The organism is Telluria sp. RT2P19, assembly GCF_059685725.1.
This window is the reverse complement of record NZ_JCASIL010000002.1, coordinates 131,232-145,919: the sequence shown is the minus strand read 5'-3', so window position 1 is coordinate 145,919 and position 14,688 is coordinate 131,232. Positions and strand designations below refer to the sequence as shown.

The window sequence follows — 14,688 nt, the reverse complement described above, 5'->3', positions numbered from 1 at the left end:
ATTACTTGCTAAGCAAACGCATCGCCCGTTCCAACCCTTCGAGCGTGATCGGAAACATGCGGTTATTCATGATCTGGCGAATCAGGGCGATCGATTGCCGGTACTGCCACAGATGTTCGGGCTCCGGATTGAGCCAGGCGAACTTGGGAAAGGCCGACACGAAACGCGCCAGCCAGGCCGCGCCCGGTTCCTCGTTGTTGTACTCGACCGATCCGCCCGGCGCCATCACCTCATACGGGCTCATGGTGGCGTCGCCGACAAAGATCACCCGTGTGTCGGCCGGATACTTGCGCAGCACGTCCCAGCTTGGAAATCGCTCGCTGTGGCGGCGATGGTTGTTCTTCCACAGATAGTCGTAGACGCAGTTATGGAAGTAATAGAACTCCATGTTCTTGAATTCACTGCTGGCCGCCGAAAACAGTTCTTCGGTACGCTCGATGTGGTCGTCCATCGAGCCGCCCACGTCCAGCAGCATCACCACCTTGATCCGGTTCTTGCGTTCGGGCCGCATGCGGATGTCGAGCCAGCCGGCGTTGCTGGCGGTAGCGCGGATGGTGTCGTCCAGCGCCAGTTCATCGGCCGCGCCCTCGCGCGCGAAGCGGCGCAGGCGGCGCAGGGCCACCTTCAGATTACGCGTGCCCAGTTCGCGCTCGTCGTCGTAGTCGCGGAAGGTGCGCTGCTCCCATACCTTCACCGCGCTGCGGTTGCGGCCAGTGCCGCCGATACGGATCCCTTCCGGATTGGTGCCGCCATGGCCGAAAGGCGAGGTGCCGCCGGTGCCGATCCATTTACTACCGCCGGCGTGGCGTTCCTTCTGTTCGTTCAGCAGCTCTTGCAGGCGCTGCTGCAGCTTGTCGTAGCCGAATTTTTCGAGCTGCGCCTTCTGTTCCGGCGTCAGCTCCCGTTCGAAGCGCTTGATCAGCCACTCCAGCGGGATGTCGGCCTTCTCGTCGAACACCGCATCGACGCCCCTGAACCAGAGGCCGAACACGCGGTCGAACTTGTCGAAATGCGCCTCATCCTTCACCAGCGTCAGGCGCGCGAGGTAATAGAACTCGTCGAGCGAGGGCAGGATCACCTGGCGCTGCAGGGCTTCGAGCAAGGTCAGGAATTCGCGGATCGAGACCGGCACCTTGGCCTCGCGCAGGGCGCGGAAGAAATCGATCAGCATGGTCAAGCCCCGGTGTGCGGCTCCATGGCCATCATCGCTTGTTCCTCGACATGAACATCAGGCGGTCGAACAGGGCGATGTCCTGCTCGTTCTTGAGCAGGGCGCCGTGCAGCGGCGGCGTCGCGTGCTCGGCGCGCAGCGCCTCGGCCGGCACATCCTCGGCCAGCAGCAGCTTGAGCCAGTCCAGAAATTCCGAGGTCGACGGCTTCTTCTTGATGCCGGGGACGTCGCGCAGCGCATAGAAGCTTTGCAGCGCGGCCGCCAGCAAATCCTGCTTCAGGCGCGGGAAGTGCACGCCCACGATGTCGGCCATCGTCTCGCGGTCCGGGAACTGGATGTAATGGAAGAAGCAGCGGCGCAAAAAGGCGTCGGGCAGCTCTTTTTCGTTGTTCGACGTGATGATCACCAGCGGACGGTGTTTGGCCACCACCATCTCGCGCGTCTCGTAGACATAGAACTCCATGCGATCGAGTTCGCGCAGCAGGTCATTCGGGAACTCGATGTCGGCCTTGTCGACTTCGTCGATCAGCAGCACCACCGGCTCGGGCGCGGTGAAGGCTTGCCACAGCACGCCCTTGACGATGTAGTTCTGGATGTCGCGCACCCGCTCGTCACCCAGCTGCGAATCGCGCAGGCGCGAGACGGCGTCGTACTCGTACAGGCCCTGCTGGGCCTTGGTGGTCGACTTCACGTGCCACTGCAAGAGCGGCATGTTCAACGCGGCTGCGACCTCTTCGGCCAGCATGGTCTTGCCGGTGCCAGGCTCGCCCTTGATCAGCAGGGGACGGCCCAGGGTCAGGGCCGCGTTGACGGCCAGTTTCAGGTCGGCGGTGGCGACATAGTTGTCGCTGCCTTCGAAGCGGGGAGATGCATGCATGGCGGGTGACGAAAGAAAACGAAAGGAAGTGCGGCGAGTATATGACAAAACCGTGGCCCACCCGCCGCCCGGGGCGCGGGACGCCAGTTTGTAGACTGGTGTCAAGTCTTCAGATAGAATCGGCCGGTTGGTAAGCCTTTGCTAAGTTTTTGTGCGGTTGCGATTTTCGACATATAACTAACGAGACGCCCATGAAAAAAACTCTGGTACCACTGGCGCTGGCGCTTCTCGCCGGCGCCGCCGGCAGCGCATCCGCCGCGGAAGTGGTCGGTAATCCCCAGGCGGCAACCGCCAAGATCGAGATGTGCATCGGCTGCCATGCCATCCCGGGCGGCTATAAAACGGCATTCCCCGAGGTATACCGCGTGCCAATGATTGGCGGCCAGTCGGCCAAGTACATCGAATCGGCACTCAAGGCCTATCGCAAGGGCGACCGCAAGCATCCTTCCATGACCGGCATCGCGCGCTCGATGAGCGACCAGGACATCGCCGACGTGGCGGCCTATTACTCCCAGCAATCGCCGAACCAGACGACCGCCAAGCGATGAGGACCGCCATGAAGAAAACGATGCTCCTGCTGGCCCTCGGCGCCATCTCCTTCGCGGCCAGCGCCAACGACGTCAAGCGCGGCGAAGCCCTGGCCCAGAAATACAACTGCGCCTCCTGCCACGGCGCCGATTTCAACAAGGCGATCGACCCGACCTATCCGAAGCTGGCCGGCCAGCATGCCGACTATCTCACGCATGCGCTGCGCGCCTACAAGCGCGGTTCCGGCGCCAATGGCCGCGTCAACCCGATCATGGCCGCCATCGTGCAGCCGCTGTCGAACCAGGATATGTCCGACCTCGGCGCGTATTTGTCCAGCCTGCCGTCGCAACTGGTGGTCAAGAAGTAGCGCCAGGCCAGTCGCGCCGCCGCGACACGCACTCCAGCATCAACTGGTAACATGCCGATCCCTTCTGCCACATGGGTGGCAGGGGATGTTTGTTCTGGTGGTGGACGTGTCCGGGCTGCGGTGCGGGCCTGGGTTCCCGCGCAGGCGGGAACCCAGGCAATACGCAGACCACGTACCCGACCCCAGCCACCGCCCACCGCTGGAGTCACACCGTGCCGTCGCTTACCCCTCACTACCTGAAGATCAACCTGCTGGCCGGCCTCACCGTCGCGCTGGCCCTGGTGCCTGAGGCGATTGCTTTCGCCCTGGTCGCCCACCTGTCTCCCCTCACCGGCCTGTACGCGGCGGTGCTGGTCGCCTTCATCACATCGAGCTTCGGCGGCCGGCCCGGCATGATCTCGGCCGCCGCCGGTTCGCTGGCGGTAGTGATGGTGGCGCTGGTGGTGCAGCACGGCGCGCAATACCTGCTGGCGGCGGTGGTGCTGATGGGCGTGCTGCAACTGCTGTTCGCCGCCGCCCGCCTGGGGAAATTCATCCGCATGGTGCCGCATCCGGTGATGCTGGGCTTCGTCAACGGCCTCGCGCTGGTGATCTTCCTGGCCCAGTTCAACCACTTCAAGGAAGCCGGCCCGGACGGCGCGGCGCAGTGGATGGCCGGCCCCGAACTGGCGCTCATGGCCGGCGTCATCGTCGTCACGATGGCCGTGATCTACCTGACCCCGCGTCTCACGAAAGCCGTGCCATCGACCCTGGTCGGCATCCTGGTGGCAAGCGTCGGCTGCGCGCTGCTCGGCATCGACACCAAGACCGTGGGCGACCTCGGCTCGATCGCCGGCGGCCTGCCCAGCTTCGCGCTGCCGGACGTGCCGTGGAACCTGGAGACGCTGCGCATCGTCTTCCCCTACGCCCTCGTCATGGCCGGCGTTGGCCTGATCGAGTCGCTGCTGACGCTCACCCTGATCGACGAGATTACCGACACCCGCGGCCAGCCGAACCGCGAATCACTGGCGCTGGGCGCCGCCAATGTCGTCGCCGGCCTGTTCGGCGGCATGGGCGGCTGCGCGCTGATCGGCCAGAGCATGATCAATGTGAACAGCGGCGCCACCGGTCGCCTGTCCGGCATCGCCGCCGCGCTGTTCCTGCTGGCCTTCATCCTGTTCGGCTCGACCTGGATCGAGGCCATCCCGCTGGCGGCCCTGGTCGGCGTGATGTTCGTGGTGTGCGAAAAGACCTTCGAGTGGGGTACCTTCCGCCTGGTCGGACGCGTGCCGCGCGCCGACCTGTTCGTGATCGTGCTGGTGGCCGGCATCACGCTGGTGTTCGACCTGGCCGTGGCCGTGATCGCCGGCGTGATCGTGTCGGCGCTGGTATTCGCCTGGCAGCACGCCAAGCAGGTACGGGCCGCCGTCTCGCTCGATGAGCATGGCTGGAAAGTCTATGCGCTGGAAGGCACGCTGTTCTTCGCCTCGGTGACGCCGTTCCAGGCGCTGTTCGCGCCAAAAGACGATCCGCAGGACGTGGTCATCGACTTCATGCGGGCGCGGGTGGTCGACCATTCGGCGATCCAGGCGATCGACGCCCTGGCCGAGCGCTATCGCCTGCTGGGCAAGCGCCTGCACCTGCGTCACTTGAGTCCGGACTGCCGCGAGCTGCTGGACAAGGCCCAGGGCATGGTCGAAGTGAATGTGGTGGAAGACCCGCGCTACCGGGTCGCGGACGACAAGCTGGCGTAAGCCGCGCTCGACCAAGAGGATGCGTCAGGCGAATGCGCGCCGGCGCACGCAGTCGATATACGCCTCGGTATCCGGCGGCGCGCCATTGCGTTGCGAAGCCCAGATCATCTCGCCCAGGCATTCCATGATTTCGTGATGCGCGTCGTGCTGGCCGCGGCGGGCCACCAGGGCGTCGTGGGCGGCGCGGATGCCGCGCGGCTGGTCGATCGAGATCTGCTCGGCGATCGACAGGTGCATCGACAGGTGCAGGAACGGGTTCGGCTTGCCGCCCTCGACCGAGTAGTCGGCCGCGATCGCCGCCTCGACGTCCTCGAACTGGTCGTGGTACTCGGGATGCTGGACGATCCAGTCGACCGCCATCGCATCCATCGGGGTCAGGATCTCGCCGTTACGGTGCTTGCGGTAGGCTTCGCAGAAAAAGCGGCGCACGTCGTGCGAGGACGGAGTGAACATGGCGGGGAGGGGAAAAGAAGAAAGCGGGCATTGTAGCGCGATGGCGCGCGCGCCGCCCGCAGGGACGCGGGGAAGCGGCGTGCGCTTCCCCGGTAGTGGCCACATGACTATTTATTCGGCGCCAACACCAGCGTTTCCGGTCCGGCCGGATTGCCCCCGTTGGCCGCGACCATGTCCTGGCCCGGCTTGGCACCCTGCGAGCGGCCGTGCGGCTGGCGCAGGTAGCGCGCACTGTGGCGCCGTTCGCCGTGCTGGCCCTTGGCCGGCCAGGTGACGAAACGCGACAGTTCCTGCAAGGCGCGCTGGTAGACGTCGCGCTTGAACTCGATCACCACATCCAGCGGCACCCAGTAATCGTGCCAGCGCCAGGCATCGAACTCGGGATGGTCGGTCAGGCGCAGATTGACCTCGTTGTCGCGCGCAACCATGCGCAACAGGAACCAGATCTGCTTCTGGCCGCGGTAGTGCCCACGGATCTCGCGCTTGATGAAGTGATCGGGCACCTCGTAGCGCAGCCAGTCGCGGGTTCGTCCCACGATCTTGACGTGCTCCTGGCGCAGGCCGATTTCTTCCTCGAGCTCGCGGTACATTGCCTGTTCTGGCGTTTCTCCGTACTTGATACCCCCTTGCGGGAATTGCCATGAGTGCTCGCGCACCCGCTTGCCCCACCAAACCTCGTTGTTAGCGTTCAGCAAGATGATGCCGACGTTGGGCCGGAACCCTTCACGGTCGAGCATAAGTGCACCTCGATACTTTCTGCCGGCGGATCGTCCCTTATATTTTTACCTACAAATTCTGTACGCCCGTGGGTCTTGCGCACCGCTCGCGCGGTGGATGCTGCTGTTTGCGGACCCTGTTTGTAGAAAGATTGGACGCATCAGCCGGCTAATCCTTTAAAATTAGGTCGATTATAACCCTCTCTTTTTAAAAAGAATTCACTGATATGCGCGCCTCACGATTTTTTATTTCAACTCTTAAAGAAGCGCCTTCCGATGCCGAGATCGTCAGCCACAAGCTGATGATGCGCGCAGGGATGATCAAGCGCCTGGGTTCCGGCATCTATACCTATATGCCGGTCGGACTGCGCGTCATCCGCAAGGTCGAGGCGATCGTCCGTGAAGAAATGAACCGCGCGGGCGCCATCGAACTCCTGATGCCGCTGGTCCAGCCAGCCGAACTGTGGCAAGAAACCGGCCGCTGGGACAAGATGGGCGACGAGCTGATGCGCGTCAAGGACCGTCACGGCCGCGATTTTGCGATCCAGCCGACCTCCGAGGAAGTGGTCACCGACGTCGTGCGCAGCGAAATCAAGTCGTACCGCCAGCTGCCGGTCAACTTCTATCACATCCAGACCAAGTTCCGCGACGAGCGCCGTCCGCGCTTCGGCCTGATGCGCGGCCGCGAATTCACGATGAAGGATGCGTACTCGTTCGACCGCGACCTGGAAGGCATGCAGAAGTCCTACCAGACCATGTTCGACGCCTACACCCGGATCTTCAACCGCTTCGGCCTGAAGTTCCGCGCGGTGGCGGCCGACAACGGCGCCATCGGCGGCACCGGTTCGCATGAATTCCACGTCATCGCCAGCACCGGCGAAGACGCGCTGGTGTACTGCCCGGACTCGGACTACGCGGCCAATATGGAAGCGGCCGAAGCCGTCGCCAGCGGCGAACGCGCAGCCGGCACGCAAGCACTGGCCAAGACCCCGACCCCGGGCAAGACCAAGTGCGAAAGCGTGGCCGAGTTCTTGAACCTGCCGCTGGCGCAGACCGTCAAGACCATCGCCCTGACCGTCGAGAGCGAAGAAGGCAAGAAGAGCTTCTGGGTGCTGCTGCTGCGCGGCGACCATGAACTCAACGAGATCAAGGTGTCGAAAGTGCCGGGCCTGAAGGACTTCCGCTTCTCGCTAGAGTCCGAGATCCTCGAGGTGTTCGGCACCGTGCCGGGCTACCTGGGTCCGATCAATACCAGGCTGCCGGTCAATGTGGTTGCCGACCGCACCGTCGCCAACATGGCCGACTTCGTCTGCGGCGCCAACGAGCTCGATGCCCACTACACCGGCGCCAACTGGGGCCGCGACCTGCCGGAACCCGTGGTGGCCGACCTGCGCAACGTGGTCGAGGGCGACGCTTCGCCGGACGGCAAGGGCGTGCTGGCGATCGAGCGCGGCATCGAAGTGGGCCATGTGTTCCAGCTCGGCACCGCCTATTCCGAAGCGATGGGCGCGACCTTCCTCGACGAAGGCGGTCGTCCCGCGCCGCTGCAGATGGGCTGCTACGGCATCGGCGTGACCCGCATCCTGGGCGCGGCGATCGAGCAGAACTTCGACGACAAGGGCATCGTGTGGCCTGATTCCATCGCGCCGTTCGAGCTGGTGCTGTGCCCGATGGGCCTGGATCGCAGCGAGATGGTCAAGCAAGCCACCGAACAGCTGTACGCCGAGATGCAGGCGGCTGGGGTCGACGTGATCGTCGACGACCGGGGCCTGCGTCCGGGGGCGATGTTCGCCGACTGGGAACTGATCGGCGTGCCGCACCGCGTCGTGATCGGCGAGCGCGGCCTGAAGGAAGGCAACCTGGAATACCAGGGCCGCCGCGACGAAGCGGCCAGCGCCGTGGCCGTGGCCGACATGGTCGCCTTCATCAAGGGCAAGCTGGGCAAGTGATGCGTGTGCGCCTCGCCTCCCGGCTAGGGGGCGCCGTGCTGGCATGCGCCTTCGGCCTGGGTGGCGGGGAGGCGGTTGCCGGCAACCAGAAAGAAGAAGCGCTGTCGGACTCGGTGCGCCTGGCGCTGGCCAACGCCATCGCCGACGCGCGTCCGCCGCGGCCGACTTTCCGCAGCGAGGCGGCGCGCTCGCGCTACCAGGCCTGGCTCCAGGAGATGTCAGGCCGGCTCGCCAGGCGCCTGCCCGACGTCCAGACCCGCACCGAGTTCCTCGAGACGGTCTGGTATGAATCGACCCGCGCCGGCCTCGATCCCGGGCTGGTGCTGGGCCTGATCCAGGTTGAATCGGCCTATCGCAAGTACGCGATCTCGATCGCCGGCGCACGCGGCTATATGCAAGTGATGCCGTTCTGGACCCGCGTGATCGGCGACGGCGACCGGCGCCGCCTGTTCCACATGCAGACCAACCTGCGCTACGGCTGCGCGATCCTGCGCATGTATATCGACATGGAACGGGGCGACCTGTACCTGGCGCTGGGGCGTTATAACGGTAGCCGGGGCAAGCCCAAGTACCCGAATGCGGTGCTGGCGGCGTGGAAGAAGTGGGAGTTCGCTCCGGCGGCGAAGGTGCGTGCGCAGGTGCCGCCCGCGCCGGCCGAACGCGCCGGCAGCTGATTTGCCAGCCCTGCGACTGATTGGCGGCGATGTAGCGTGGACGGCCCTGCCGTCCACGCGTCCAGCCCGCCGCCGAACAAACGAATCCGCCGTACAAATCCCCAACATATCAGTTCACCATCTGGTCACCTGGGCAGTGTAAACTTTCCTCTTTCCAACGTGAGGACTGCATGCGACTGACCCTTCTGCCCGCCGCCACGCTGCTGGCGACGCTCGCCGGCTGCGCGGCAACGCCGCCCGCTTCGCCCCCATCCACCGTCACCGCGCAAGGCGTCAACGCCGTCGACCATCGCGCCAGGAACGTCATCTTCTTCCTCGGCGACGGCATGGGGATCAACACCCTGACCGCGGCGCGCATCTTCGCCGCCGGCGAAGACGGCGAACTGGCAATCGACAGGCTGCCCGAATCGGCGTTCGTGAAAACCTTCTCGAACGATGCGCAAGTCACCGACAGCGCCGCCTCGATGGCCGCCTACATGACCGGCGTGAAGCACAATAATGGCGTGGTCTCGATGTCCTTCGGCACCCGCTCGGTCGCACCTGGCAAGGACGCCAACGGCAACAACCTGGTCAGCCGTTGCGAGAACGGCACGGCCGCGACCACGCTGCTGGAGCTGGCCAGGCGCCGCGGCATGGCGGTCGGCGTGGTCACCAATACCAGCGTCACCGACGCCACCCCCGCCTCGACCTATGCCCACGCCTGCCACCGCAAGCTGGAAACCGACATCGCCGCCAGCCTGGTGCCGGGCGGCGCGGGCTACAACAAGGCGCTCGGCGAGCGTGGCCTGGACGTGCTGTTCGGCGGCGGCGCCCAGAACTTCACGCCATTCGCACAGGGCGGCAAGCGCGCAGACAACCGCGACCTGCTGGCCGAACTGGGCTCGCAGGGTGTCCGCGTGGTGAACGACACCGCGCAGTTCGCGGCCCTGCAACCGGGCCAGCCGGCGGTCGGCCTGTTCGCACCCAACCACATGGACTACGACGCCACCCGCGATCCAGGCCGCCAGCCGGCCCTGCCGGCGATGGCGACCAAGGCGATCGAGCTGCTGGCGCCGAACAGGAACGGCTTCTTCCTGATGGTCGAGGGCGGCCTGATCGACCACGCGCTGCACGCGACCCTCGGCCAGCGCGCGCTGCAAGAGACCGTGACCTATAACGCGGCGCTGCAGGCGGTGATCGAGCGCATGGAAGCGCTGGATCCGGGCCTCGAGAACACCCTGATCGTCGCCACCGCCGACCATGACCACACCTTGCTGCTCAACGGATATGCGGCCCGCACCGGCAAGACTACGCCGACCAATCCCGGGGTGCTGGGCCTGGTGCGCACCGCCGATGGCAAACCGACCCTGGATGGCAAGGGCCAGCCGTACACGATCATCGGCTTCGGCACCGGCGAGCAGCGCCACGCGGGCGACCGCAGCGTGCACCTGACCGACGATGTCGTGACGCGCGATGACTACCACCAGGAAGCCGTGGTGCGCACCCGCACGGGCGCCGAGACCCATGGCGGCAGCGACGTCTACCTGGGCGCGACCGGCGCCAACGCTGAACTGTTCCGCGGGACCATCGACAACACCCGCGTGTTCAACCTGATCAAGACCGCCGCCGGCCTGTAAGCCGCGACCAGGAGCCTCCATGACTTTCAAACGCTTTACCCCGCTGCTGCTGGCCGCCGCATTCGTTCCCCTTGCCGCAGCCTTGTCGACTCCCGCAGCCGCCCAGCACAAGGCGAAGAACATCATCTTCTTCCTGGGCGACGGCATGGGCCCGACCACGATCACCGCCGCCCGCATCTATCGCGGCGGCGAGGACAGCCTGCTGCATTTCGAGCGCCTGATGGAGCGCACCGCGCGCATCAAGACCTATTCGCTCGACTATCAGACCACCGACAGCGCGCCGTCGATGGGCGCCTACATGACCGGCCTGAAGCTGAACAACGACGTCATCTCGCAGGCCGGCGCGCGTCCGATCGCGCCGACGAAAGAGGGCGTCGACCAGTGCGGCGCCGACAATGGCGCGCCGGCCGTGACGATCCTGGAGCTGGCCAAGGCCCAGGGCAAGGCCACCGGCGCCATCACCACCACCGAGCTGACCCACGCCACGCCGGCGTCGACCTTCGCGCACACCTGCAGCCGCGACGCGGTGTACACGATCGCGCAGCAGATCGTGCCCGGCGGCGCCGGCTACAACAAGGCGCTGGGCGACGGCGTCGACGTGCTGATGGGAGGAGGGCGCAACCACTTCACGCCGGTCGATCCCGCCACCAATCCGAAGGGCCGCCCCGACGGGCGCGACCTGATGGCTGAATTCGCCGGCGCCGGCTACTACGTGGCCGGCACCCGCGCCGGCATGATGTCGGCCCAGCCGGGCCGCAAGTTCGTCGGCATATTCAGCGCCACCAGCCACCTCGATTATTCATACCAGCGCCGTCCCGAACAGCCGACGCTGGCCGAGATGACCGGCAAGGCGATCGACCTGCTGTCGAAGAATCCGAACGGTTTCTTCCTGATGGTCGAAGGCGGCAAGATCGACCACGCCCTGCACGATACCCGCGCCAAGCATGCGCTGGAAGAGACGGTGGCCTTCGACGACGCCCTGCAGCTGGCGATCGAACGCATGCGCGTGATCGACCCTGGCCTGCAGAACACGTTGATCGTGCTGACCGCCGACCATGACCACACGATGCAGATCAACGGCTATCCGAAGCGCGGCAATCCGATCACGGACATCGTGCGCGACTATGCCACGGGAGAGCCGCGGAAGGACGCGGACGGCAAGACCTTTACGACGCTGGTGTTCGGTAACGGCCCGAACCGTCCTGATGTACGCGCCGACGTCGACAGCGTGGTGGCGCAGAGCGACGATTATCACCAGGAGACCGGGGTGCACAAGTCGTCGGAAACCCATGGCGGCGGCGACGTGAAACTGTATGCGACCGGGGCGGGATCGGCGCCGTTCAAGGGGACGATCGAGAATACCCGGGTATTTCACCTGATGAAGGCGGCGGCGGGGTTGTAAGCAAGGCCTGCCGGCCGATATGACGGCCTGCCAGTGGTGCGATAGACCTTTGTGCTACGACCTGCCATGACAATCGGGTTGCTATTTTGATTGTCGATAATCTGTAGCGAAAAAACACTGTGGTTTTGATGATTTGTTGTTAATTCATCCAAAAACTACGGTATCATTATTTCAATAGCTTTTCGTCAATCGGTGTTTTTAATCCAACTCATGGCTAGCAAAATCCCGCTTTTTTCGTCAAAAATTGCCGACGCCGGCATCGATCTATTGGGGGCGATGGCGCGTGTCGTCGAGCGTAGCTGGTATGTTCTCGGGGCGGAGGTCAACGCCTTTGAAACGGAATTTGCCGCTTTTCAGGGTGTCGAAGCGTGTATCTCGGTAGCTAACGGGACTGATGCATTAGAAATTGCATTACGTACACTCAACATCGGTCCTGGCAAGCGGGTTGCACTGGTTGCCAATGCCGGCTTCTATGGCAGCACCGCCGCGCATGCCGTTGGCGCTGAGCTCGTCTATGTGGACGTCGATCCTGCCACGCTGACGATGGCCCCTGCAGCCTTGCAGGCAGCGCTGGCCGGTGGCATCGATGCCGTCATCGTGACGCATCTGTATGGGCAAATGGCGGATATCGAGGCGCTGGTCGGGATGGCGGCCGACGCCAATGTGCCTTTGATCGAGGACTGCGCGCAGTCGCATGGCGCCATACGCGCTGGCAAGCGCGCGGGCAGCTTTGGCGACCTTGCTTGCTATAGCTTTTATCCGACCAAGAATCTTGGCGCCATCGGCGATGGCGGTGCAATGACCACCAATAGCGCTGAATTGGAAACACGCGCTCGCCGCCTCCGACAATACGGATGGGGCAGCAAATACCACGTTGCTGAAGCGGGTGGACGCAATAGCCGCCTCGACGAGCTGCAAGCCGCGGTGCTGCGCGAAAAATTACCCATGCTCGACAGCTGGAATGCGCAGAGGCGGGATATCGCCATGCGCTACAACGCTGCCTTCGCAGACCTGCCCGTGCTGTTGCCAGCGTCGACCGCTGACGATTTCGTCGCTCACCTGTACGTGATCCGGGTGCAGGACCGCGCGGCGTTCATGGCCGCCATGGCGCTGGCGGGCATCACGACCGATATTCATTATCCGGTCCCCGATCATCGCCAGGCCGCCTATCCGGCGTCCGCGGCGGTCTCTTTACCGGTGACGGACAGCGCCAGCGCAACCGTCGTGACGCTGCCATGTTTCCCCGGCCTTGATAGCGATAGTGTCGAGCGCGTCATCGCGGCGGTCCGGGGCTACTTTGAATCCGGCAAGTAAATGCTCAGCTTGATTATTCCTGTCTATGGGAATGAAGGTTCGCTGCCAGCGTTGTTGAGCGCGCTCACGAACCTGAACGATCGTCAAGGCGGTGATTTTGAAGCGGTGATGGTCGTCGACGCCAGCCCTGACAATTGCTACATGTTATTGCGTCAGCAATTGCCACAGCAAACATTTCGATCGCAATTGATATTGCTTTCACGAAATTTCGGCTCGTTTTCAGCCATTCGCATGGGTTTCCAGTTCGCCAGGGGGCAACGCTTTGCCGTGATGGCGGCGGATTTACAAGAGCCGCCAGAGCTGGTACTGCAAATGGACGCTATCTTGCGGCGCAACGAAGCCGATGTGGTCGTGGGTGTGCGGGAAGGCCGGAACGATCCGCTCGTTTCACGTTTGATGTCAGGCGCTTTCTGGGGGCTGTACCGCAAATTCGTCATGAATGAGATCCCCCCTGGCGGCGTGGACATGTTCGGCTGCAATCGCGATGTCCGCGATACGCTGCTTACTCTCGAAGAACAGCATTCCTCGCTGATCGGGCAACTTTTCTGGATTGGCTACCGCCGCAAGGTCGTGGGCTATACGCGCTTGGAGCGCCAGCATGGAAAGTCAGGCTGGACGTTCAAGAAAAAGTGGAAGTACTTGATGGATAGTGTGTTCTCGTTCACGGACCTTCCCATCAAATTGCTGATCCGAATTGGCGCTGCGGGTACGGTGTTCGTTGCCGCGCTGGGAATGGTCGTTCTCGTGGCGCGTTTGAACGGGCTGATTACGGTACCCGGCTATGCGATGACCATCTTGACCATCGCGCTGCTCGGTTCGATGAACCTGCTCGGACTCGGCATCGTTGGCGTGTATGCCTGGCGTACTTACGAAAACACCAAGCAGCGACCCAACGCCATTCACCGTCAATCTCACGTTTTCGAAGGCGCCCATGCACACCGACACTGATTATTTTGTTCACGAACGCGCTTTGTGCGAATCGACCTATATCGGCGCGGGTACACGGGTGTGGGCCTTTGCCCATGTCCTACCTGGGGCGCATATCGGGCGGGAGTGCAATGTTTGTGACAATGTTTTTATTGAAAATGATGTGACGATAGGTGATCGTGTCACCATCAAGTGTGGCGTCCAGCTGTGGGACGGGGTAACGCTGGAAGACGACGTTTTTGTTGGACCGAACGTCACATTTACAAATGACATTTTCCCGCGTAGTAAACAGTTTCCAGAAAAATTTGCGCGTACAGTCATCCGCCGTGGCGCTTCCATTGGCGCCAATGCGACTATCCTGCCGGGTATTAGCATCGCGCAAGGCGCGATGATCGGCGCAGGCGCCGTGGTTACCCGCTCGGTGCCGCCGAATGCGATCGTGGTCGGCAATCCTGCCAAGATCGTCGGTTACGTGGATGCCAAGCCAGTCGCAGTAACCGGCTTCCAGGGCGATTTGTCGGGCCAGAAGCGACCTTCATCGAACGTCATGACTACCGAGGTATCCGGCGTTACCCTGCACAAGATGAAGGAAGCCGCCGATATTCGCGGCAGTCTGTCAGTGGGTGAATTTGACCGGGATATTCCATTCGTACCCTTGCGCTATTTCTTGGTGTATGGCGTACCAACAGCAGAGACGCGTGGCGAGCATGCACATCATGAATGTCATCAATTTTTAATCGCTATCAAGGGTTCGGTCAACGTGGTTGCGTTCGACGGCAAAAAACGCGAGGAATTTGTATTGGACACCGCAACGACTGGACTGTATTTGCCTCCGAAGACATGGGGTATCCAGTACAAATACTCAAGCGATGCGGTGCTGCTGGTATTCGCGTCGCACCATTATGACGATGCCGATTACATTCGTAGTTATGACGAATACGTCAAGTTGATGCCGCACTGA

14 protein-coding genes are annotated in these 14,688 nt (G+C 63.1%); 10 read left to right on the top strand and 4 right to left on the bottom strand.

The features are described from left to right. Position 1: 1 nt before the first annotated feature. A complete protein-coding gene (locus AC56KW_RS02780) occupies positions 2 to 1,171 on the bottom strand; it encodes a vWA domain-containing protein (RefSeq protein ID WP_497169203.1) in 1,170 nt (389 codons plus the stop codon). A 31-nt stretch (positions 1,172 to 1,202) separates the two neighbouring features. Beyond that, positions 1,203 to 2,048, bottom strand: a complete 846-nt coding sequence (locus AC56KW_RS02775; RefSeq protein WP_497169202.1) for an AAA family ATPase — start codon at positions 2,046 to 2,048, stop codon at positions 1,203 to 1,205. Between the two features lie 191 nt (positions 2,049 to 2,239). Here AC56KW_RS02775 and AC56KW_RS02770 point away from each other — a divergent pair, with 191 nt between their 5' ends. The 3 genes from AC56KW_RS02770 (at position 2,240) to AC56KW_RS02760 (ending at position 4,676) form a co-directional block, all read left to right on the top strand. Then, a complete protein-coding gene (locus AC56KW_RS02770) occupies positions 2,240 to 2,596 on the top strand; it encodes a c-type cytochrome (protein WP_497169201.1) in 357 nt (118 codons plus the stop codon). Between the two features lie 8 nt (positions 2,597 to 2,604). Next, positions 2,605 to 2,943 carry a c-type cytochrome gene (locus AC56KW_RS02765; RefSeq protein ID WP_497169200.1) on the top strand — a complete coding sequence of 113 codons (339 nt, stop codon included), beginning with the start codon at positions 2,605 to 2,607 and terminating at the stop codon, positions 2,941 to 2,943. Between the two features lie 212 nt (positions 2,944 to 3,155). Next, positions 3,156 to 4,676 (top strand): SulP family inorganic anion transporter, encoded by a 1,521-nt coding sequence (locus AC56KW_RS02760; protein WP_497169199.1) that lies wholly within the window; start codon positions 3,156 to 3,158, stop codon positions 4,674 to 4,676. A 24-nt stretch (positions 4,677 to 4,700) separates the two neighbouring features. On the opposite strand, the gene AC56KW_RS02755 is transcribed toward AC56KW_RS02760, so the two are convergent. After that, positions 4,701 to 5,129 carry a DUF1841 family protein gene (locus AC56KW_RS02755; protein ID WP_497169198.1) on the bottom strand — a complete coding sequence of 143 codons (429 nt, stop codon included), beginning with the start codon at positions 5,127 to 5,129 and terminating at the stop codon, positions 4,701 to 4,703. A 107-nt stretch (positions 5,130 to 5,236) separates the two neighbouring features. Continuing rightward, entirely contained in the window at positions 5,237 to 5,866 is a 630-nt protein-coding gene (locus AC56KW_RS02750) for an RNA pyrophosphohydrolase (protein ID WP_497169197.1), read from the bottom strand. Positions 5,867 to 6,072: 206 nt separating this feature from the next. On the opposite strand from AC56KW_RS02750, the gene AC56KW_RS02745 reads away from it, so the two are divergent. The 7 genes from AC56KW_RS02745 to AC56KW_RS02715 all read left to right on the top strand — a co-directional run bounded on the left by AC56KW_RS02745 (position 6,073) and on the right by AC56KW_RS02715 (position 14,688). After that, entirely contained in the window at positions 6,073 to 7,794 is a 1,722-nt protein-coding gene (locus tag AC56KW_RS02745) for a proline--tRNA ligase (protein WP_497169196.1), read from the top strand. Continuing rightward, positions 7,794 to 8,468 carry a lytic transglycosylase domain-containing protein gene (locus AC56KW_RS02740; protein ID WP_497169195.1) on the top strand — a complete coding sequence of 225 codons (675 nt, stop codon included), beginning with the start codon at positions 7,794 to 7,796 and terminating at the stop codon, positions 8,466 to 8,468. Before AC56KW_RS02745 ends, AC56KW_RS02740 begins: the two co-directional genes overlap by 1 nt. A 170-nt stretch (positions 8,469 to 8,638) precedes the next feature. After that, complete coding sequence (locus AC56KW_RS02735; RefSeq protein WP_497169194.1) at positions 8,639 to 10,084, top strand: alkaline phosphatase; 1,446 nt, start codon at positions 8,639 to 8,641, stop codon at positions 10,082 to 10,084. Between the two features lie 19 nt (positions 10,085 to 10,103). Then, on the top strand, positions 10,104 to 11,486 hold the full coding sequence (locus AC56KW_RS02730) for an alkaline phosphatase (protein WP_497169193.1): 1,383 nt from the start codon (positions 10,104 to 10,106) through the stop codon (positions 11,484 to 11,486). A 210-nt stretch (positions 11,487 to 11,696) separates the two neighbouring features. Beyond that, complete coding sequence (locus tag AC56KW_RS02725; protein WP_497169192.1) at positions 11,697 to 12,800, top strand: DegT/DnrJ/EryC1/StrS family aminotransferase; 1,104 nt, start codon at positions 11,697 to 11,699, stop codon at positions 12,798 to 12,800. Beyond that, positions 12,801 to 13,748 (top strand): glycosyltransferase family 2 protein, encoded by a 948-nt coding sequence (locus AC56KW_RS02720; protein ID WP_497169191.1) that lies wholly within the window; start codon positions 12,801 to 12,803, stop codon positions 13,746 to 13,748. Then, positions 13,732 to 14,688 (top strand): WxcM-like domain-containing protein, encoded by a 957-nt coding sequence (locus tag AC56KW_RS02715; protein WP_497169190.1) that lies wholly within the window; start codon positions 13,732 to 13,734, stop codon positions 14,686 to 14,688. Before AC56KW_RS02720 ends, AC56KW_RS02715 begins: the two co-directional genes overlap by 17 nt.

What these genes read in the sequence shown, in the direction of transcription:
- AC56KW_RS02735 (WP_497169194.1), top strand. Translation starts at nt 8,639, where the DNA reads ATGCGACTGACCCTTCTGCCCGCCGCCACGCTGCTGGCGACGCTCGCC.
- AC56KW_RS02770 (WP_497169201.1), top strand. Translation starts at nt 2,240, where the DNA reads ATGAAAAAAACTCTGGTACCACTGGCGCTGGCGCTTCTCGCCGGCGCC.
- AC56KW_RS02715 (WP_497169190.1), top strand. Translation starts at nt 13,732, where the DNA reads ATGCACACCGACACTGATTATTTTGTTCACGAACGCGCTTTGTGCGAA.
- AC56KW_RS02780 (WP_497169203.1), bottom strand. Translation starts at nt 1,171, where the DNA reads ATGCTGATCGATTTCTTCCGCGCCCTGCGCGAGGCCAAGGTGCCGGTC.
- AC56KW_RS02755 (WP_497169198.1), bottom strand. Translation starts at nt 5,129, where the DNA reads ATGTTCACTCCGTCCTCGCACGACGTGCGCCGCTTTTTCTGCGAAGCC.
- AC56KW_RS02730 (WP_497169193.1), top strand. Translation starts at nt 10,104, where the DNA reads ATGACTTTCAAACGCTTTACCCCGCTGCTGCTGGCCGCCGCATTCGTT.
- AC56KW_RS02720 (WP_497169191.1), top strand. Translation starts at nt 12,801, where the DNA reads ATGCTCAGCTTGATTATTCCTGTCTATGGGAATGAAGGTTCGCTGCCA.
- AC56KW_RS02765 (WP_497169200.1), top strand. Translation starts at nt 2,605, where the DNA reads ATGAAGAAAACGATGCTCCTGCTGGCCCTCGGCGCCATCTCCTTCGCG.
- AC56KW_RS02775 (WP_497169202.1), bottom strand. Translation starts at nt 2,048, where the DNA reads ATGCATGCATCTCCCCGCTTCGAAGGCAGCGACAACTATGTCGCCACC.
- AC56KW_RS02740 (WP_497169195.1), top strand. Translation starts at nt 7,794, where the DNA reads ATGCGTGTGCGCCTCGCCTCCCGGCTAGGGGGCGCCGTGCTGGCATGC.
- AC56KW_RS02725 (WP_497169192.1), top strand. Translation starts at nt 11,697, where the DNA reads ATGGCTAGCAAAATCCCGCTTTTTTCGTCAAAAATTGCCGACGCCGGC.
- AC56KW_RS02750 (WP_497169197.1), bottom strand. Translation starts at nt 5,866, where the DNA reads ATGCTCGACCGTGAAGGGTTCCGGCCCAACGTCGGCATCATCTTGCTG.
- AC56KW_RS02745 (WP_497169196.1), top strand. Translation starts at nt 6,073, where the DNA reads ATGCGCGCCTCACGATTTTTTATTTCAACTCTTAAAGAAGCGCCTTCC.